Here is a 17249-nt window from a genome sequence, read left to right on the forward strand (position 1 = left end):
GACCCATGAACGCACGGATCATTCCCCTCATTCCCGACCAGGGCACGGCCTACGGCCGCCCGGCGCCCAGCCACAAGAAGGAGCTCACCGAGGTGGGCCCGGGCACGCCCATGGGCGAGCTGCTGCGCCGCTACTGGCACCCCATCGGCCTGGCCGCCGACGCCACCGACACGCCGCGCCAGGTGCGCGTGCTCGGCGAAGACCTGATCCTCTTTCGCGACAAGCAGGGCCGCGCCGGCCTGGTCTACCCGCACTGCGCGCACCGCGGCACCTCGCTGCTGTACGGCAAGGTGGAAGAGAACGGCATCCGCTGCTGCTACCACGGCTGGCTGTTCTCGGCCGACGGCCGCTGCCTGGAGCAGCCGTGCGAGCCCGAGGGCGGCAAGTTCCGCGACAAGGTGCGCCAGCCCTGGTACCCGGTGCAGGAACGGTACGGCCTGGTCTGGGCCTACATGGGCCCGCCCGAGAAGAAGCCCACGCTGCCGCGCTACGAGGCGCTGGAGAACCTCGACCCGGGCGAGTTCCTGGAGGCCAACGACCGCAGCATCGGCGGCGGTGGCCCGCAGATCATCGACTGCAATTGGCTGCAGCACTACGAGAACCTGGTCGACCCCTTCCACGTGGTGGTGCTGCACTCGACCTTCAGCGGCACGCAGTTCGTCGAGCAGATGGCGCTCATGCCCCAGGTCACCTGGGACAAGGTCGAGCTGGGCGTGCGAACCACCTCGGTGCGCCAGCTCGACGACGGCAAGACCTTCCGCCGCGTGAGCCAGGCCGCCATTCCGACGCTGCGCGTGATTCCCAGCCCGCGCCTGGGCAAGTTCGGCCGCGTCGAATCGCTCGGCTGGATCCTGCCCATCGACGACCACCATTTCCGCATCTACGTGGTGGGCCGCGTGAGCGAGGCCGGTGAGCTGGCCAAGATGCGCTCGCGCCAGAACGGCAAGCTGTGGGAGGAGCTCACCGAAGAAGAGCACCGCGCCTCGCCGGGCGACTACGAGGCCATGGTCAGCCAGGGCAAGATCGCCAGGCACTCCGAGGAGCACCTGGCCACCTCCGACCGCGGCATCGTGATGCTGCGCCGCTTCCTGCAGGCTCAGGTGGAGGCCGTGCAGCGCGGCGACGACCCGGTGGGCGTGAGCTTCGACCCCGAGGCGCCGCCGGTGTTCTTCGACGCCGGCAACTTCCTGGAAGGCTGATCGCGGCGATGGGCCTGGATTTCGTGGTGAAGGTCGCGCGAAAGCGCGTGGAGGCCGAAGGCATCGTGCTGCTGGACCTGGAGGGCGAGGGCGTAGCGCTGCCGCCTTTCACCGCCGGCGCGCACATCGACGTGAAGACGCCCTCGGGCGCGGTGCGGCAGTACTCGCTGTGCGGTCCGCCCGGCCAGCCCGGGCCCTACCAGATCGCCGTGCTGCGCGAGGCGGCGGGACGCGGCGGCTCGGCGTCGATGCACGACGCGCTGGCCGAAGGCGACCGACTGGCGGTGTCTGCGCCGCGCAACCACTTCGCCTTGAGCGAGGCGCCGGGCGCCAGCCTGCTGTTCGCGGCGGGCATCGGCATCACGCCCCTGGTGGCCATGGCCGACGCGTTGCACGCCCAGGGCCGCGAGTTCACGTTGCACTACTGCGCGCGCAGCGAGGCGCGCACCGCCTTCCTGCGCCGCCTGCGCGAGCGGCCCTACGCCGATCGCGTGCGCTTCCATTTCGATGGCGGCGAGGCCAGCCGGCAACTGGACATCGCCGCCGCGCTGGCCGCGGCACCGGACGGCGCGCACGCCTACGTCTGCGGCCCCCAGCCCTTCATCGCCGCCGTGCGGGACGGCGCGGCCCGGGCCGGCTGGCCCGCGGCGCGCGTGCACTTCGAACACTTCTCGGGCGTGGCCGCCGACACCCGCGGCGACGGCTCCTTCGACGTCGTGCTGTCGCGCAGCGGGCGCACGGTGCGCATCGCGCCCGACGTGTCCATCACGCAGGCGCTCGCGGCCGAGGGCGTGGCCATCGACACCTCCTGCGAGCAAGGCGTCTGCGGCACCTGCCTGATCCGCGTGCTCGAAGGCGAGGTGGACCACCGCGACCTCTACCTCACGCCCGAGGAGCAGGCCTCGCACACGCAAATGCTGCCCTGCTGTTCGCGCGCGGCGTCGGCGCGGCTGGTGCTGGACCTGTAGGCGCGCGCCGGTGGCGCCGGCTCACGCCATTTCGGCGCCCATCAGCGCCTCCTTGCGCGATTGCAGATCGTCCTTCATGGCCACCAGGTCCAGCTGGCGCGCTGCGCGCGCCTTGGGAAATATCTGGCCACGCTCTTCCTTGACGTGGTGATCGATGTGCTCGCCCAGCACCTTGACCTTGGCGTCGAACATTTCGTCGACCTCGTCCATGGACTCGAGCTGGGTGATCAGTTCCTTGGCGCTGGCGTGCTCCACCTCGGCCTCGGCCAAGGGCGCGGTGTCCTTGAGGGCGGCGCGCAGCGCGGGGTAGAAGACTTCTTCCTCGAGGGTTGCGTGCACCGTGAGCTCGCGGCAGATCTCGCGCGCGAGATCGAGCTTGCGCTGGGCGACGCCGCGTGCGCTGGAATGGGCGATCTCCTCGTACGCCTTGAACAGCTTCTTGACCGCCTTGTGGTCGGCGTCGAGCAGGGTGCAGGCATCGGAGGCATGGCGGGTGGTGGGCATGAAGGACTCCTTGGATCGTGGGGGTGGGCCGGCCGCGTGGTACCCGGCCGGCTGGCAGGCAAATGGCGTTCCCAGGCCGCGCCCGCGCCGCGGGAGGTCGGCGGCTAGCGGGGCGGCCGCATGCCCAGTGCGTACAGGGTGTCGATCAGGGTGCGCAGCATCCAGGCGGCGAGGCGCTCCAGCCAGCCGCCCGTGGTGGCCTCGCGCGGCCGCGGCGACGGCGGGCGGACACCGGCCTCGCGCGCGCCATAGCCCAGGGCCTGCACCGCCGCGCGTTCGGCCGCGTTCGGGGTGTGGCCTGGGCCATGCACCAGTTCCAGCCGGCGCACGCCCCGCGCGTGCAGGGCCTGCATCAGCGGCACCAGCGCCGCCCGCTCGGGTCGCCAGAACACGGCCTCGCGCGCGTGGCGGCGGGCGTCGAGCACGACCACCACCTCATCGCTCGGCGCGACATGCGGCAGGCCGGCGCGCCAGCCATCGCCGTCCACCACCGCATGGCCCAGGCCGCGCGGCAGGTGCGCGAAGGCGCGTGTGCAGAGCACGGTCACCGGCGCCGCGTCCACCCGGCCCAGCCGCTCGCGCAGCACCGCGGCGCCGGCGCGGCCGACGGCGCCGATCACGAGCACGCGGTGCGGGGCGGAGGAGGGGCGCATCGCCGGCGTTCAGGTGGGGAAGGGCGCCGCCAGCGCGAACCACACGCCCAGCGCCACCGAGATGATGAAGGCGCCGTCGAGCAGGCCCGCGAGCAGAAAGACCTTGGGTTGCAGGGCTTCCATCATCTCCGGTTGCCGCGCCGAGGCCTCGAGGTAGCGGCTGGCCATGAGGCCGATGCCGACGCACGAACCGAGCGCGCCCAGGCCAATCATGTGGCCGACGGCGAGGGGGAGTTGGGACAGGTCCGACATGGGGGCTCCTTGTGGTGTGGGGCCCCACTGTGCCGGCCGGCGCGCATCGAATCCATGACCTTGCAGGTCAGGCGGGCCGCACGCCGCTGGCAGCAGCCCGTCGCGAAGCTGGCCAGCGGCGGCGGCTGGCGCTTGTCCTGAACGCGGCGGGCTGAGGCGCGGCGGAGCCGCCACAGATCAGTGGCTTAGGTCCTACAGATGGGCGACAGTGAGGGGCTTCCCGGGGGTGCGCCGCGGCGGCCCGATGCTCTAATTTCTTCATGTTGAAGAAAGCGTGGTTTCGTTTCGGCCTGAGCCGCGCCCTCGGCGAACTGGGCATTCCGTCGAACACGGTGCCCTCGCACCTGCGCCAGGCGGTCATCGATCTGGGCCTGAGCGAAGGCTTCAACCCGCGCGAGGCCGCGCTCATCATCTACTTCCGCACCCCGGCCATGCGCCTGCTCGAGGCGCAGCGGGCGCAGACCACCATCGCGGCCTGGCAGACCAGCCAGGCCGTGCGCCAGGGCTACTTCGGGCGCGCGGTGCGCCAGGAATTCCCGCTGCCCGAGGTCTCGGGCGTGCGGGAGAGCCTGTTCCAGGATTCCTGAGCCGGCTCAGCCGCCCGGGGCCGGCTGCGGCGCGGCCGAGGCCGGCAGGCCGAACACGCGGTCGAAGCCCAGGTTGAACACGTAGGTGTAGACCAGAAAGAACACGATCAGGCCCAGGTCCAGCACGAAGGCCTGCCACAGCGACACGCCCAGCCACCAGGCGAACAGCGGCACCAGCATGAGCACCAGGCCGGCCTCGAAACCCAGGGCGTGCGCGATGCGGCGCGCCACGCCGCGCCCCTTGGTGGCCTGGCGCGCTTCCCAGCGCTCGAACAGGGTGTTGTAGGCCAGGTTCCAGACCACGGCGATGGCCGAAGCCGCGACCGCCGCCACGCTGGCGTGGCCCAGGCCGCTGTCGGACAGCAGGGCCAGGCCGGCGCTGGAGGCGGCGATGGCGAACAGCTCGTAGAGGGAAACGTAGACGATCTTGCGTCGAATGCCTTGCATGGTCGGGAATCCTTCGGGTGGCCCCCGCGGCGGATGGGCGGGGGCGATGGGGGCACTGTATGCGCACATTTCTGAAGGGAAAAGTCAGATAATTTCAGAAAATCTGACAGATAGGGGCGACCATGGCCTTCACCAGCGACAACCTGCGCACCTTCCTGGCGGTGCTGGACACCGGCTCCTTTTCGGCCGCCGCGCGCCAGCTGGGCCGCGTGCCCTCGGCGGTGAGCATGGCCATCGCGCAGCTGGAGGCCGAGCTGGACCTGGTGCTGTTCGACCGCCGCGCGCGCGAGCCCCGGCCCACCGACGTGGCGCGCGCGCTGGAGCCGCAGGCGCGCCAGATCGCCAGCCAGCTGCGCCGCCTGGGCGCGCACGCCCAGGCCCTGCACCAGGGGCTGGAGCGCCAGCTCACCATCGCCATCGCGCCCGAGCTGCTGTCGGCGCCCTGGAGCCGGTCGCTGGCGGTGCTGGCCGAAGCATTTCCGGCGCTGCTGGTGGAGGTGCTGTCGGCGCCGCAGGCCGACGCCTTGCGCATGTTGCACGCCGGCGAGGCGCAGCTGGCCCTGGTGTTCGAGCGCCCGGGCAGCGACGAGCGCGAGGGCTTTCAGGAGCTGGGCACCGAACTGTTCGTGGCCGTCATCGCCGCCGACCACCCCGAGGCCCTGGCGCGCCAGGGCGCGCTGCAGCTCAACGACCTGATCGAGATCCGCCAGATCGCCGTGGCCAGCCGCGACCCGCGTGGGCGCGACCCGCGCATGCTGCTGTCGCGCCACCTCTGGCGCACCGACAGCCACCTGGCCACGCTGAGCCTGGTGCAGGCCGGCCTGGGCTGGGCCTACCTGCCGCGCCGCCTCATCGAGCCGCTGGTGGCGGCGGGCGGGCTCACCGAGATTCGCTTCGGCAACATCAGCAACCAGCTGCGCCTGTGGGTGGACGTGGTGTGGAACGCGGAGCGGCCGCTGGGGTTGGGGGCGCAGCGGTTCATCGAGCTGATGCGGCAGGCGACGCGGGAGGGGGGGGAGGGCCCCGGCCTGGGCTGAACCGGGCGCGCGGTTCAAGAACGGGGGCGACGGACCGATACCAGGAACAAGGCATTCAGCAACAGGAGTTCCCGTGGACGTTTCACCCGCCGCCATGGTCCAGGCCGTCGTGGCCAACCAGCAGGCCGACGTGGCCCAAAAGGTGCAGATCGCGATGCTGCGCAAGTCCATGGACATGCAGGGCAGCGCCGCGCTGGCGCTGCTGCAAGGCGTCACCGGCGCGCTGCCCCTGGCCACGTCGGGCAGCGTCGGCACACAGGTGAACGTGCTGGCCTGAGCTCGGGCCGCGGTCCTCAGGCCTTCGCCACGCGCCGCTCACCCAGCGCGCCCGCCACCTCGGCCACCGTGTCGCGCAGCCAGGTGTGCGCGGCGTCGTGGTCGTGGCGGCTGTGCCAGACGGCGCGCGTGGTGGCCTGGCTGGCCGGGTAGGGCGGCTGGCGCATCACCAGGCCGGTGTCGCCGCGCGTGAGCGCCCGCGCCAGCGAGGCCGGCACGATGGACAGCATGTCGCTGTCGCGCAGCAGCGCCGGGATCGCGAGCGAATGCGGCACGGTCACGCGCACGCGGGGCTGCACACCCTGCGCGTCCAGCGCCTCGCGCAGCGCGCCGCGGTCGAACATCTCCGACTGGCGCGCCAGGCCGCGCTCCAGGATGAAGCCGTCCACCGCGCCTTCTTCCTGCCCGCCCACCGAGATGGTGACCAGCGGGTGGCGCGCGAAGGCCGTCAGCGTGAGCCGGCCGCGCGACGCCGGGTGGTCCTTGCGCATCAGGATCGCCTCGCCCTGCGACATCAGGGTGCGCGCGCTCATGCGCGGTGGCACCTGAGAGAAGATGCCGATCGCGAGATCGATGCGGCCAAGGTCGATCTGCTCGGCCAGGTCCAGCCGCGTGGACGGGCGGATGACCAGGTCCACGCCCGGCGCGGCGCGCTGCAGCTTGCGCGCCAGCGGCGCCACCAGCACGGCGGTGACGTGGTCGTTGGCCGCGATGACGAACTGGCGTTGCGAGCCGCGCGCCGAGAATGGCGCCACGTCCAGCGTGGCCTCGATGCGCCGCAGCGCGTCGCGCAGCGCGGGCGCCATGCGCAGTGCACCCCCGGTGGGCTCCATGCCGCGCCCCGTGCGAACGAAGAGCTCATCGCCCACCACCTCGCGCAGCCGCGACAGCGCGTGGCTGACGGCCGACTGGCTCAGGTGCAGCCGGCGCCCCGCGAGCACCAGGTTGCGCTCCTCAAAGACCGCGTCGAAGACCTTCAGCAGATTGAGGTCCACCTTGCCGATGCTCATGCTCGCCCACTCCGATATGAATGCTGTGCAACGAACCATTGCACAGAGACCAGTTCCCTGCAATCCGCAATCGTCGCAGCATTCGGGTCAACGGACATCGGTTGCCGTTGAAAGCAGAGGACCCGCATGAACACACTCTCCCGCCGCGCCTTCGCGCAGTTGCTCGCGGCCCTGCCGGCCGCGGGCGCTTCCTGGCCTTTGCTGGCCAACACCCCTGGCAAGCTGTTGGTGGGCTACCCCGCCGGCGGCACGCTGGACACCACCGCGCGCCACCTCGCCGACGCCTGGCGCCGCGAAGGCCGAACCTTCATCGTCGACAACCGCGCCGGCGCGGCCGGGCGCATCGCCAACGGCCAGCTCAAGCGCGAAGCGGCCGACGGCAACACCCTGCTGTGCACGCACACCTCGGCGCTCACGATCTACCCGCACGTCTACACCAAGCTCCAGTACGACGCCGAGGCCGACTTCGTGCCTGTGTCCTCGGTGGTCACGGCGGGCTGCGCCTTCGCCATCACCGCCAACGCCCCCGCCGCGGTGAAGACCTTGCCCGACTACGTGGCCTGGGTGCGCCAGACACCCAACGCGGCCCTCTATGCCTCACCTGCCGCGGGCTCGGTGGCGCACTTCCTGGGCTACCAGCTGTCCGAGGCCGGCGGCCTGAAGCTGGAGCACATCGCCTACCGCGGATCGGCCCCCGCCATGCAGGACCTGCTGGGCGGCCAAATCCCCGCCTACTTCGGTTTCGTGGCCGACTTCCTGCCCTATGTGCAGCAGGGCAAGGTTCGGATCCTGGGCGTGACGGGCGAGCGGCGCTCGCGCTTCCTGCCGAACGTCGCCACGTTCGCCGAGCAGGGCCTTGGCCAGATTCGCGGCGCGGAAACCTATGGTGTCTTCGCGCCACCGGGCACGCCCGCCGACACCGTCAACGCCCTGCACGCCGCCATCGACAAGGCCAGCCGCGACGCCGCGCTGCGCGCCGGCTACGAGAAGGTGGGCCTGGAGGTGCGCACGCGCACGCCCAAGGAGTTCGCGGCCCAGATCCGCCAGGAACGCGAGACCTGGGCGCCGGTGGTGCGCGCGTCGGGCTTCCGCATGGAGGAGTGAGATGAACCCGGACACCGACATCCGCGAACGCGAGGAACTCATTGAGTGTTGCCTGCCCTTCCTGGCCGAGGTGAAGGACATGACGGCCGGCACCGAGGTCGAGCGATGGCTCAACGCGCAACGCGGCCCGGGCAGCGCGCTGTTCGACACGCTGGCAAAACTGATCAAGCGGGGCGTGGCCGATGGCTGGGCCGCCAACATCGAGATCGATGGACCCCTCTACCGCCGCAGCCGCCTGCTCGAACCCTCGGCGCGCACGCACCACTTCAGCATCACCGCCGTGTACATGGACAGCCGGGGCAACACGCAAGGCAACCCCGAAGGCAGCTACCGCGGGCAATACCACGCACACCCTTACGGCGAATTCAACATGGTGATCCCCGTGACGCCGGGCGCCGCGCTGGCGGGCCCGAATGGCTGGTGCGAAGCGGGCTGGACCGCGCCACCGCCCGGCAGCCACCATTACCCCGAGGCCAAGGGCGGCGCGGTGATCGCGCTGTTCTTCCTGCCGGCCGGGCGCATCGCCTACCACCCGGCACCGGACGGGGGTGCGCGATGACGCTGTCCATCGACGACACCACCGCCTGCCTCGACGGCCTGCTGCGCTCGCGCTGTTCGGTGCGCGCGTTCCGAGACGAAGCGGTGTCTCGCGAGACGGCGCTGGAAATTCTGCGCGTGGCCAGTCGCGCGCCGAGCAATTCCAACACGCAGCCCTGGCAGGTCTATGCGCTGGCCGGCAAGGCCATCCGCGAGATGGAGGGGGCCATCACCGCCGTCTTCGACAGCGGCGAGCTCCCGCCGCCCCACCACTTCCCCACACCGCTGCCCGAGGCCTACGGCGCGCGCCAGGCGGACTTCGCCGCGCGCTACTACCAGGCCCTGGGCATCGACCGCACGGACGCCGCCGCGCGCGCACGCCAGACGCGGCGCAACTTCGGCTTCTTCGGCGCGCCGGTGGGCCTCATATTCAGCATCGACGCCTGCCTGAAGCCGCACAGCTGGCTGGATCTGGGCCTGTACCTGCAGAGCGTGATGCTCGCGGCGCGCTCGCGCGGGCTCGATACCTGCCCGCAGGTGAGCTTCGCGCCGTACCACGCGGTGATCGCGCCGGTGCTCGGCCTGCCCGAGGGGCAGGTGACGGTGTGCGGCATGTCGCTCGGCTACCGCGACGAGCGCGCGGCGGTGAACGGCTTTGAGACACCGCGGCGCGAGGTGGGCGAGTTCGTCCGAATGAGGGGGTTTTGACGCAAGCCCCCTTTCGTGGCGTCAAGGCCCCAGAGTGGGGCGCCGCGCCATCGCTCAGCCGCGCTGCGGCTCGCCTGTCCCCCATCCCCCACCCAAGGCCCGGATCAGCCGTACCGTGGCCTGCTGCCGCGCCGCCTCCACGCGCTGCGCCTGGCGGCGGTTCAGCAGTTCGTTGCGGCGCGCGTCCAGCAGCTCGAGCTGGCTCACCAGCCCGTTGCGCCAGCGCGTCTCGGAGATCGCGCTGGCGCGCTGCGCGGCGTTGACCGCGCGGCCTTGGGCCAGCGATTGCTCGTGGAGCAGGCGCAGGGAAGACAACTGGTCCTCCACCTCGCGCAGGGCGTTGAGCACCTGGCCGCGGTACTGCGCCGCCACCGCGTCGAACTCGGCTTGCGCGTTCTGCACGCCGGCCTGGCGCCGGCCGCCGTCGAACAGCGGCAGCGACAGCAGCGCGCCCACGCTCCAGGAGCGCGCGGACCACTGGAACAGATCGCCCAGCTCCGGCGAGGCAAAGCCCGCCGCGCCGGTGAGCGACACGCGCGGGAACCAGGCGGCCTGGGCCACGCCCACGCGGGCTTGCGCGGCCAGCAGCGAGGCCTGCGCCGCGGCCACGTCGGGCCGGCGCGCGAGCACGGTGGCGGGCACGCCGGGCGGGATCACCGGCAACGTGCGCGCCGTGGCGGTGGGGGCCAGCGCGAAGCCCGAGGCGGGCTCGCCCAGCAGCACGGCCAGCGCGTGTTCCAGCTCGGCTCGTGTGCGCTCCAGCGCGATGACCTCGGCCTCGGTCGCGGCCTGCTCGGTCTGGATGCGGATGACGTCCAGCTCGGCCACGTCACCGGCCTCGAAGCGGCGCTGCGTCAGGCGCAGGGTGTCGGTGTAGGCGTTGGCGGTGTCCTGCATCAGGGCGCGCTCGGTGTCGGTGGCGCGCAGGGCCAGGTAGGTTTGCGCCACCTCGGCCTGCACCAGCAGGCGCGTGCTCTGCAGCAGGGCCTGGCGCGATTGCGCATCCAGTGAAGCGGCGTCCTGCGCGCGGGCCAGGCGCCCGAACAGGTCCACTTCGTATGAGAGGTTCAGGCCGGCTTGCAGCAGTGTGGCCGGCGTCGAACCGTTCGCGGTGTTGGCGCCCGCGCCACGGTCCGCCGAGGCGCCCGCGCCGATCTGTGGCGCGCGCTCGGCCTGTGCGCCGCGCAGCAGCGCGCGCGCCTGGGCCAGCCGCGCGGCGGCCTGCTGGATGTCGGTGTTGCCCACGGCCGAGCGCTCGATCAGTGCATCGAGCACGGGATCGCCGAAGGCCTTCCACCAGGTGCCCCGGCTCTGGGCCTCGGCGGGCGGGGCGATGGTCCATTGCGCAGGGGCCGTGGCCTGCGCGGCCGGGCCTTGTTCCTTGAACTGCGCCGGCGTGTCCACCGACGCGGGCAGCGGCGGCAGCGCGGTGGCGCAGCCGGCCAGCACCAGGGCGGCGGCCAATGGCAGGAGGCGGTTGATGGTGTTCATGGTGGAAATCCTTCAATGCGTGACCGGGGCCGCGGGCAGGGGCCGGGCGTCGGCGCCGCCGCTGGCCAAGCCCTCGAAGTGGGGTGTCTCCCCGTGTTGCCGCAGGGGGCGGTTGCCCGTCAGCTGGCGCAGCAGCACGTAGAACACCGGCGTGAGGAAGAGACCAAAGGCGGTCACGCCGATCATTCCGGCGAACACCGCCACGCCCATGGCCGAGCGCATCTCGGCGCCGGCGCCGCTGGCCAGCACCAGGGGCAGCACGCCCATGACGAAGGCCAGCGAGGTCATGAGGATGGGTCGCAGGCGCAGGCGGCTGGCTTCGATGGCGGCCTGCACCGGCGTGCGGCCCGCGAACTCCAGTTCGCGCGCGAATTCGACGATCAGGATGGCGTTCTTCGCCGACAGGCCCACCAGCACGATCAGCCCGATCTGCGTGAAGACGTTGTTGTCCCCGCCGTCCAGCCACACCCCCGTCATGGCCGCGAGCAGGCCCATGGGCACGATGAGGAGAATGGACAGCGGCAGCGTCAGGCTCTCGTACTGCGCGGCCAGCACCAGGAACACCAGCAGGATGGCCAGGGGGAACACCCACAGCGCCGAGTTGCCGGCGAGGATCTCCTGGTAGGTGAGCTCGGTCCACTCGTAGCCGATGCCCGCGGGCAGGGTCTCGGCGGCGATGCGCTCGATGGCGGCCTGCGCCTGGCCAGACGAGAAGCCTGGCGCCGGGCCACCATTGATGTCGGCCGTGAGGTAGCCGTTGTAGCGCATGGCGCGCTCGGGGCCGAAGCTGGCATCGACCTTCATCAGCGCCGACAGCGGGATCATCTCGCCACTGGTGGCGCGCACCTTGAGCAGGCCGATGTCTTCGGCGCGCGCGCGGTAGGGTGCGTCGGCCTGGGCGCGCACGCTGTAGGTGCGGCCGAATTGGTTGAAGTCGTTCACGTACAGGCTGCCGAGGTAGATCTGCAGGGTGTCGAAGATTTCCGTCACGGGCACGCCCAGCTGGCGCGCCCTGGTGCGGTCGATGTCGGCATAGAGCTGCGGCACGTTGACCTGCCAGCTCGTGAACATGCCGGCCAGCTCGGGCGTCTGGTAGGCCTTGGCCATGAAGGCCTTCACCGCCGCGTCCATGGCCTCGTAGCCGAGGGATGCCTTGTCTTCCAGCTGCAGCTTGAAGCCGCCGGTGGTGCCCAGGCCCGCCACCGGCGGCGGCGGGAACATCACCACGAAGGCGTCCTGGATCTCTCCGTAGGCCTGGTTCAACTGACCCGCCACGGCGGCGCCGCTCTGGTCGGCGTTCCGGCGCTCGGCGAAGGGCTTGAGCGTGGCGAACACGATGCCCGCGTTGGAGCTGTTGGTGAAGCCGTTGATCGACAGGCCCGGGAAGGCGATGGCGTCTTCCACGTTGGGGTTTTGCCGGGTGATCTCGCCCATGCGCTGGATGACCGCGTCGGTGCGGTCCAGCGTGGCGCCGTCGGGCAATTGCGCGAAGCCGATCAGGTACTGCTTGTCCTGCGCGGGCACGAAGCCGCTGGGCACGGCCTTGAACAGGCCGATGGTCAGGCCCGCGAGCGCGAGGTACATCACCATCATCAGCGCCTTGCGGCCGATGGCGCGGCGCACGCCACCGCTGTAGGACGCGGCGCCGCGGTGGAACACGCGGTTGAAGGCGCGGAAGAAGCCGCCGAACACGCGGTCCATGCCACGCGTGAGCGCGTCCTTCGGTTCGTGGTGGCCCCTGAGCAGCAGGGCCGCGAGCGCGGGCGACAGCGTGAGCGAGTTGATCGCCGAAATCACCGTGCTGATGGCGATGGTCACCGCGAACTGCTTGTAGAACTGGCCGGTGAGGCCGTTGATGAAGGCCAGCGGAACGAACACGGCCACCAGCACCAGGGCGATGGCGACGATGGGCCCCGAGACCTCGCGCATGGCGCGGTAGGTGGCCTCGCGCGGGCTCAGGCCCGCTTCGATGTTGCGCTCCACGTTCTCCACCACCACGATGGCGTCGTCCACCACGATGCCGATGGCCAGCACCAGGCCGAACAAGGACAGCGCGTTGATGGACAGGCCCAGCAGGTGCAGCACCGCGAAGGTGCCCACCACCGAGACCGGCACCGCCAACAGGGGAATGATGGAGGCGCGCCAGGTCTGAAGGAACAGGATCACCACCAGCACCACCAGGGCGATGGCTTCCAGCAGGGTGGTGATGACCGAGTCGATGGAGGCGCGCACGAACTGCGTGGGGTCGTAGGCGATGCGGTACTCCACGCCCTCGGGCATGTGCTGCTGCAACTCGGCCATGGTGGCGCGCACCAGGGCCGAGATTTCCAGCGCGTTGGAGCCCGGGGCCTGGAACACGCCCATGCCCACGGCGGGCTGGTTGTTCAGCAGCGAGCGCAGCGAGTAGTCGGCCGCGCCCATCTCCAGGCGGGCCACGTCGCGCAGGCGCGTCACCGCGCCGTCGGTGCCGGTCTTGACGATGATGTCGCCGAACTCCTGCTCGGTCTGCAGGCGGCCCTGCGCGTTGACCGAGAGCTGCAGGTCCACGCCCGGCAGGCCGGGCGAGGCACCCACCACGCCGGCGGCGGCCTGCACGTTCTGGCCGCGGATGGCGGCCACCACGTCGCCGGCCGACAGGCCGCGCTGCGCCACCTTCTGCGGGTCGAGCCAGACGCGCATGGCGTAGTCGCCGCCGCCGAAGATTTGCACCTGGCCGACGCCTTCGATGCGGGCCAGTCGGTCCTTCACGTTGAGCACCGCGTAGTTGCGCAGGTAGTTGATGTCGTAGCGGTCGTTGGGCGAGACCAGGTGCACGACCATGGTGATGTCGGGCGAACTCTTGACGGTGGTCACGCCCAGGCGGCGCACCTCCTCGGGCAGGCGCGGCTCGGCCTGCGAGACGCGGTTCTGCACCAGCTGCTGGGCCTTGTCGGGGTCGGTGCCGAGCTGGAAGGTCACGGTCAGCGTCATCACGCCATCGGTGGTGGCCTGGCTGCCCATGTAGAGCATGCCCTCGACGCCATTGATGGATTCCTCCAGCGGCGTGGCCACGGTCTCGGCGATCACCTTGGGGTTGGCGCCCGGGTACTGGGCGCGCACCACCACGGAGGGCGGCACCACTTCGGGGTACTCCGAGACCGGCAGGCCACGCAGGGCGACCAGACCGGCGATGACGATCAGCAGCGAGAGCACGCCCGCGAAGATCGGCCGGTCGATGAAGAATTTGGACAGGTTCATGGGAGGTCTGTTTCTGCGGCGCGCCTCAGGGCTGCTTGGCCGCGAGTTCCTGCGCGTCGCTGGTGACGCGCGCCTGGTTCATGGGGACGGGCTGCGGCTGCACCAGCGCGCCGGGGCGCACGCGCTGCAGGCCGTTGACGACGATGCGCTCGCCCGCCTTCAGGCCGCTCAGCACGCTGCGCAAGCCATCCACCGACGCGCCCAAAGCCACCTCGCGGTACTCGGCCTTGTTGTCTTGGCCCACCACCAGCACGAACTTCTTGTCCTGGTCGGTGCCGATGGCGCGTTCGCTCACCAGCAACTGGTGCGCGCTGCGTGGCTGCGCCATGCGGATGCGCGCGAACTGGCCCGGCATGAGCGTGCCGTCGGCGTTGTCGAAGACGGCGCGCACGCGCACCGTTCCGCTGCGTGGATCGACCTGGTTGTCGATGAGTTGCAGCCGGCCGGTGAAGGGCGTGTCGGCGTCGCCGGCCGTGCCCATGCGAACGGGGATGCGCTCGAGCGAGCGGCGCGCGCTGGCGCCGCCCTGGTTCAGGCCCTGCAGCGCGCGCGCCACGGTCTGTTCGTCGGCGTCGAAGCTGGCGTAGATCGGGTTGACCGACACCAGCGTGGTGAGCACCGGCGCGCCCGGTCCGGCCGCGACGAGGTTGCCCGCGGTCACGTCGACCTTGCCGATGCGCCCGGCCACCGGCGCGCGCACCTGGGTGTAGCCCAGATTGAGGCGGGCGGCCTGTACCTGGGCGCGCGCGGCCTGCAGGTTGGCCTCGGCTTCGCGCAGCGCGTTCTGGCGGTCGTCGAGCTCGCGCTGGGCAATGGCCTTGTCCTGCCAGAGCCGCTGCGAGCGCGCGAACTCGCCGCTGGCATGGCTCAGGCGGGCCTGCGCGGCGCTGGCCTGCGCCTCGGCCCGTGCCACCTCGGCCTCGTAAGGCGCGGGGTCGATGGAGACCAGCAGCGCGCCTTTGGCCACCAGCGCGCCCTCCCGGAAGTGCGTGGCCAGCACGGCGCCCGCCACACGCGAGCGGACTTCCACGCGCTCCACCGCTTCCAGGCGGCCGGAGAACTCGTCCCAGAGGGTGGCGTCGCTTTCGGCGACGGTGGCGACCGACACCGGCAGGGGCGGCGGTGCCGCATCGGCGGGCGCGCTGGCTTGCGCGGTCATGGCCTGTTGCGCGATCGCGAACGCGGCGGCTGAGATCGCGGCCAGCGCGGCGATGGGCAGCCAGATGCGACCCAGGGACGAAGGCTTGGTGGACGGGCGGGACATGGTCTGATCCTTTTTGAGGGTGAACAAAGCCATCCCCGGCGTGTGGCCGGGGATGGCGTCGGGAGAACGGGGGGAGGGGTGCGGGCGTCCGTCAGGACGGTGGCGGCGGCGTGGCGGCCTGCAAGAAGGCGCGCAGGTGTTCCCGTGCCTCGTGGGCACAGGGACATTCCGCCGTCAGCGGCTCGGCCAGCGAGTCGGGCCAGCCCGTGTCGATGCCGAGCACATGGGCCCGCACGGCGATGCCGGCGCCGCGCAGGCGCTCGGCGTAGGCCAGGGCCTCGTCGCGCATGGGGTCGTCGGCGCCCGTGAGCACGAGCGCGGGCGGCAGACCCGCCAGGCGCTGGGCCAGGCCGGGCACGGCGTAGGGATGCTCGGCGTCCATGGGGCCGCGCAGGTACTGTTGCCAGCCATGCGCCCATTTGCATTCCACGCACTCGCCCAGGCTCTCGCGCAGCGAGGCGGTGGCGTTGCACGGGTCCAGCATGGGCGCCACCAGGATCTGCCCGGCCAGCGGCGGGTGGGCGCGGTCACGCGCCATCAGCGCGGTGGCGGCCGCGAGGTTGCCGCCGGCTTCTTCGCCGGCCACGAACAGGGGAGCGTCCTTGCCAGCCAGGCGCGGGCGCTGCTTGTGCAGCCACTCCAGCGCGGCGTAGCCGGTTTCCAGCGCTTCGGGAAAGCGGTGCGCGGGCGCCAGCGGGTAGGCCAGCGAGGCCACCACCGCGCCCGCGCCGGCCAGCAGCTCCGCCAGGCAGGCGCCGCTGTCCAGGTCGCCCGAGACGAACGCGCCGCCATGGAAGTGCAGCACCAGCGGCCGTGCGCCGCCGTGCGGCTTGCGGCCCAGCACACGCAGCGTGAGCGGCGGCTGGCCCGGCACGGACAGCGTCTGCGCCGCCGCGGCGGCGGCGAAGGGGGAGGCAGTGGAATCCATGGCGGCGACTATAGGCACAGCGGCCGTGCGGAAAAAGCGGGACCGCGCCACCGCTCTGTTTCCCGTGCATGAACAATCCGGCCCCCACAATCGCCGCACAGCACACACAGGAGCCGGGGAATGGACCAGTTGCAATCGATACGCGTGTTCGCGCGCGTGGTGGAGGCGGGCACCTTCACCAAGGCCGCGGAATCGCTGGACCTGCCCAAGGGCACGGTGACCAAGCTGGTGCAGCACCTGGAGTCGCGCCTGAAGGTCAAGCTGCTCAACCGCACCACGCGGCGCGTGACGGTGACGCCCGACGGCGCGGCCTACTACGAGCGCACCTCACGCCTGCTCAATGACCTCGACGACGTCGAGGCCAGCATGACCAATGCCCAGGCCAAGCCCAGCGGGCGCCTGCGCGTGGACGTGGGGACCTCGGTGGCGCAGCTCATCCTCATTCCCGCGCTGGCCGACTTCTATCGCCGCTACCCCGACATCCAGCTCGACATGGGCGTGACCGACCGCCCGGTGGACCTGATCACCGACAACGTGGACTGCGTGATCCGCGGCGGCGAACTGCTGGAGCAGTCGCTGGTGGCGCGGCGCATCGCCAACCTGCCGCTGGTGACGGTGGCCTCGCCGGCCTACCTGAAGGCGCACGGCACGCCCACGCACCCCGAGCAGCTGCAGACCGAGCACACGGTGATCAACTACTTCTCCACGCGCACGGGGCGGATGTACCCGAACGAATTCCACAAGGACGGGCAGAAGCTGGAGATTTCGGGCCGCTACCGGCTCTCGGTCAACGAGAGCAACGCCATGACGGCCGCGCTGCTGGCTGGCCTGGGCATCGGACAGACCGGGGGCTTCGTCGCCATGCCGCTGATCGAGCGCGGCGAGCTGGTGCAGGTGCTGGAGGAATGGGCCTGCGAAACGATCCCGGTGTACGTGGTGTACCCGCCCAACCGGCACCTCAGCGCCAAGGTGCGGGCCTTCGTGGAATGGGCGGCGGAACTGTTCGCCAGGCACCCGCACCTGGGGCGCTGATAGGCTTGGCCCATG

Annotated in this window: 18 protein-coding genes; 9 read left to right on the forward strand and 9 right to left on the reverse strand. The window is 71.2% G+C overall.

Annotated elements, in window-relative coordinates; translation table 11 throughout:
• Positions 1–5 precede the first annotated feature (5 nt).
• A complete protein-coding gene (locus BHU06_RS19035) occupies positions 6–1199 on the forward strand; it encodes an aromatic ring-hydroxylating dioxygenase subunit alpha (RefSeq protein ID WP_070400797.1) in 1194 nt (397 codons plus the stop codon).
• An 8-nt stretch (positions 1200–1207) separates the two neighbouring features.
• Complete coding sequence (locus tag BHU06_RS19040; protein WP_070400798.1) at positions 1208–2167, forward strand: PDR/VanB family oxidoreductase; 960 nt, start codon at positions 1208–1210, stop codon at positions 2165–2167.
• 21 nt (positions 2168–2188) lie between these two features.
• Here BHU06_RS19040 and BHU06_RS19045 read toward each other — a convergent pair whose 3' ends face one another.
• The 3 genes from BHU06_RS19045 to atpE all read right to left on the reverse strand — a co-directional run bounded on the left by BHU06_RS19045 (position 2189) and on the right by atpE (position 3576).
• Positions 2189–2671: a hemerythrin domain-containing protein gene (locus tag BHU06_RS19045; RefSeq protein ID WP_070400799.1), complete on the reverse strand. Its 483-nt coding sequence runs from the start codon at positions 2669–2671 to the stop codon at positions 2189–2191.
• A 104-nt stretch (positions 2672–2775) separates the two neighbouring features.
• Positions 2776–3324, reverse strand: a complete 549-nt coding sequence (locus tag BHU06_RS19050; protein WP_070400800.1) for a hypothetical protein — start codon at positions 3322–3324, stop codon at positions 2776–2778.
• Between the two features lie 9 nt (positions 3325–3333).
• On the reverse strand, positions 3334–3576 hold the full coding sequence (gene atpE, locus BHU06_RS19055) for a F0F1 ATP synthase subunit C (RefSeq protein ID WP_070400801.1): 243 nt from the start codon (positions 3574–3576) through the stop codon (positions 3334–3336).
• Between the two features lie 260 nt (positions 3577–3836).
• Here atpE and BHU06_RS19060 point away from each other — a divergent pair, with 260 nt between their 5' ends.
• Complete coding sequence (locus tag BHU06_RS19060; protein ID WP_070400802.1) at positions 3837–4163, forward strand: hypothetical protein; 327 nt, start codon at positions 3837–3839, stop codon at positions 4161–4163.
• 6 nt (positions 4164–4169) lie between these two features.
• On the opposite strand, the gene BHU06_RS19065 is transcribed toward BHU06_RS19060, so the two are convergent.
• Positions 4170–4610 (reverse strand): PACE efflux transporter, encoded by a 441-nt coding sequence (locus BHU06_RS19065; protein ID WP_070400803.1) that lies wholly within the window; start codon positions 4608–4610, stop codon positions 4170–4172.
• 122 nt (positions 4611–4732) lie between these two features.
• Here BHU06_RS19065 and BHU06_RS19070 point away from each other — a divergent pair, with 122 nt between their 5' ends.
• Together BHU06_RS19070 and BHU06_RS19075 are read left to right on the forward strand one after the other, a co-directional pair.
• Positions 4733–5647 carry a LysR family transcriptional regulator gene (locus BHU06_RS19070; protein WP_070400804.1) on the forward strand — a complete coding sequence of 305 codons (915 nt, stop codon included), beginning with the start codon at positions 4733–4735 and terminating at the stop codon, positions 5645–5647.
• A gap of 73 nt (positions 5648–5720) precedes the next feature.
• Positions 5721–5924 (forward strand): putative motility protein, encoded by a 204-nt coding sequence (locus BHU06_RS19075; protein ID WP_070400805.1) that lies wholly within the window; start codon positions 5721–5723, stop codon positions 5922–5924.
• Between the two features lie 16 nt (positions 5925–5940).
• Here BHU06_RS19075 and BHU06_RS19080 read toward each other — a convergent pair whose 3' ends face one another.
• The gene (locus BHU06_RS19080; RefSeq protein WP_070400806.1) at positions 5941–6933 is read right to left on the reverse strand and encodes a LysR substrate-binding domain-containing protein; all 993 of its coding nucleotides are present in this window, start codon (positions 6931–6933) and stop codon (positions 5941–5943) included.
• Positions 6934–7059: 126 nt separating this feature from the next.
• On the opposite strand from BHU06_RS19080, the gene BHU06_RS19085 reads away from it, so the two are divergent.
• The 3 genes from BHU06_RS19085 to BHU06_RS19095 are packed head-to-tail and all read left to right on the forward strand — an operon-like array spanning position 7060 to position 9282.
• Positions 7060–8037 carry a tripartite tricarboxylate transporter substrate-binding protein gene (locus BHU06_RS19085; RefSeq protein WP_070400807.1) on the forward strand — a complete coding sequence of 326 codons (978 nt, stop codon included), beginning with the start codon at positions 7060–7062 and terminating at the stop codon, positions 8035–8037.
• 1 nt (position 8038) lies between these two features.
• Positions 8039–8596 carry a DUF4863 family protein gene (locus tag BHU06_RS19090; RefSeq protein ID WP_070400808.1) on the forward strand — a complete coding sequence of 186 codons (558 nt, stop codon included), beginning with the start codon at positions 8039–8041 and terminating at the stop codon, positions 8594–8596.
• Positions 8593–9282, forward strand: coding sequence for a nitroreductase (locus tag BHU06_RS19095; protein ID WP_070400809.1), 690 nt, complete (start codon positions 8593–8595; stop codon positions 9280–9282). Before BHU06_RS19090 ends, BHU06_RS19095 begins: the two co-directional genes overlap by 4 nt.
• 54 nt (positions 9283–9336) lie before the next feature.
• Here the strand turns inward: BHU06_RS19095 and BHU06_RS19100 are convergent, their stop codons facing one another.
• The 4 genes from BHU06_RS19100 to BHU06_RS19115 all read right to left on the reverse strand — a co-directional run bounded on the left by BHU06_RS19100 (position 9337) and on the right by BHU06_RS19115 (position 16202).
• Entirely contained in the window at positions 9337–10773 is a 1437-nt protein-coding gene (locus tag BHU06_RS19100) for an efflux transporter outer membrane subunit (RefSeq protein ID WP_070400810.1), read from the reverse strand.
• A 12-nt stretch (positions 10774–10785) separates the two neighbouring features.
• Positions 10786–14010: an efflux RND transporter permease subunit gene (locus tag BHU06_RS19105; RefSeq protein WP_070400811.1), complete on the reverse strand. Its 3225-nt coding sequence runs from the start codon at positions 14008–14010 to the stop codon at positions 10786–10788.
• Positions 14011–14035: 25 nt separating this feature from the next.
• Positions 14036–15274 carry an efflux RND transporter periplasmic adaptor subunit gene (locus BHU06_RS19110; protein ID WP_070400812.1) on the reverse strand — a complete coding sequence of 413 codons (1239 nt, stop codon included), beginning with the start codon at positions 15272–15274 and terminating at the stop codon, positions 14036–14038.
• Between the two features lie 91 nt (positions 15275–15365).
• On the reverse strand, positions 15366–16202 hold the full coding sequence (locus tag BHU06_RS19115) for an alpha/beta hydrolase (protein ID WP_139147119.1): 837 nt from the start codon (positions 16200–16202) through the stop codon (positions 15366–15368).
• A 120-nt stretch (positions 16203–16322) separates the two neighbouring features.
• On the opposite strand from BHU06_RS19115, the gene BHU06_RS19120 reads away from it, so the two are divergent.
• Positions 16323–17234, forward strand: a complete 912-nt coding sequence (locus BHU06_RS19120; protein WP_070400814.1) for a LysR family transcriptional regulator — start codon at positions 16323–16325, stop codon at positions 17232–17234.
• Positions 17235–17249: the final 15 nt, after the last annotated feature.

Source organism: Hydrogenophaga sp. PML113, assembly GCF_001777155.1.
Classification (GTDB): domain Bacteria; phylum Pseudomonadota; class Gammaproteobacteria; order Burkholderiales; family Burkholderiaceae_C; genus Hydrogenophaga; species Hydrogenophaga borbori.

What these genes read in the sequence shown, in the direction of transcription:
- BHU06_RS19060 (WP_070400802.1), top strand. Translation starts at nt 3,837, where the DNA reads ATGTTGAAGAAAGCGTGGTTTCGTTTCGGCCTGAGCCGCGCCCTCGGC.
- BHU06_RS19035 (WP_070400797.1), top strand. Translation starts at nt 6, where the DNA reads ATGAACGCACGGATCATTCCCCTCATTCCCGACCAGGGCACGGCCTAC.
- BHU06_RS19045 (WP_070400799.1), bottom strand. Translation starts at nt 2,671, where the DNA reads ATGCCCACCACCCGCCATGCCTCCGATGCCTGCACCCTGCTCGACGCC.
- BHU06_RS19105 (WP_070400811.1), bottom strand. Translation starts at nt 14,010, where the DNA reads ATGAACCTGTCCAAATTCTTCATCGACCGGCCGATCTTCGCGGGCGTG.
- BHU06_RS19080 (WP_070400806.1), bottom strand. Translation starts at nt 6,933, where the DNA reads ATGAGCATCGGCAAGGTGGACCTCAATCTGCTGAAGGTCTTCGACGCG.
- BHU06_RS19090 (WP_070400808.1), top strand. Translation starts at nt 8,039, where the DNA reads ATGAACCCGGACACCGACATCCGCGAACGCGAGGAACTCATTGAGTGT.
- BHU06_RS19050 (WP_070400800.1), bottom strand. Translation starts at nt 3,324, where the DNA reads ATGCGCCCCTCCTCCGCCCCGCACCGCGTGCTCGTGATCGGCGCCGTC.
- atpE (WP_070400801.1), bottom strand. Translation starts at nt 3,576, where the DNA reads ATGTCGGACCTGTCCCAACTCCCCCTCGCCGTCGGCCACATGATTGGC.
- BHU06_RS19070 (WP_070400804.1), top strand. Translation starts at nt 4,733, where the DNA reads ATGGCCTTCACCAGCGACAACCTGCGCACCTTCCTGGCGGTGCTGGAC.
- BHU06_RS19095 (WP_070400809.1), top strand. Translation starts at nt 8,593, where the DNA reads ATGACGCTGTCCATCGACGACACCACCGCCTGCCTCGACGGCCTGCTG.
- BHU06_RS19040 (WP_070400798.1), top strand. Translation starts at nt 1,208, where the DNA reads ATGGGCCTGGATTTCGTGGTGAAGGTCGCGCGAAAGCGCGTGGAGGCC.
- BHU06_RS19065 (WP_070400803.1), bottom strand. Translation starts at nt 4,610, where the DNA reads ATGCAAGGCATTCGACGCAAGATCGTCTACGTTTCCCTCTACGAGCTG.
- BHU06_RS19085 (WP_070400807.1), top strand. Translation starts at nt 7,060, where the DNA reads ATGAACACACTCTCCCGCCGCGCCTTCGCGCAGTTGCTCGCGGCCCTG.
- BHU06_RS19115 (WP_139147119.1), bottom strand. Translation starts at nt 16,202, where the DNA reads ATGGATTCCACTGCCTCCCCCTTCGCCGCCGCCGCGGCGGCGCAGACG.
- BHU06_RS19120 (WP_070400814.1), top strand. Translation starts at nt 16,323, where the DNA reads ATGGACCAGTTGCAATCGATACGCGTGTTCGCGCGCGTGGTGGAGGCG.
- BHU06_RS19100 (WP_070400810.1), bottom strand. Translation starts at nt 10,773, where the DNA reads ATGAACACCATCAACCGCCTCCTGCCATTGGCCGCCGCCCTGGTGCTG.
- BHU06_RS19110 (WP_070400812.1), bottom strand. Translation starts at nt 15,274, where the DNA reads ATGTCCCGCCCGTCCACCAAGCCTTCGTCCCTGGGTCGCATCTGGCTG.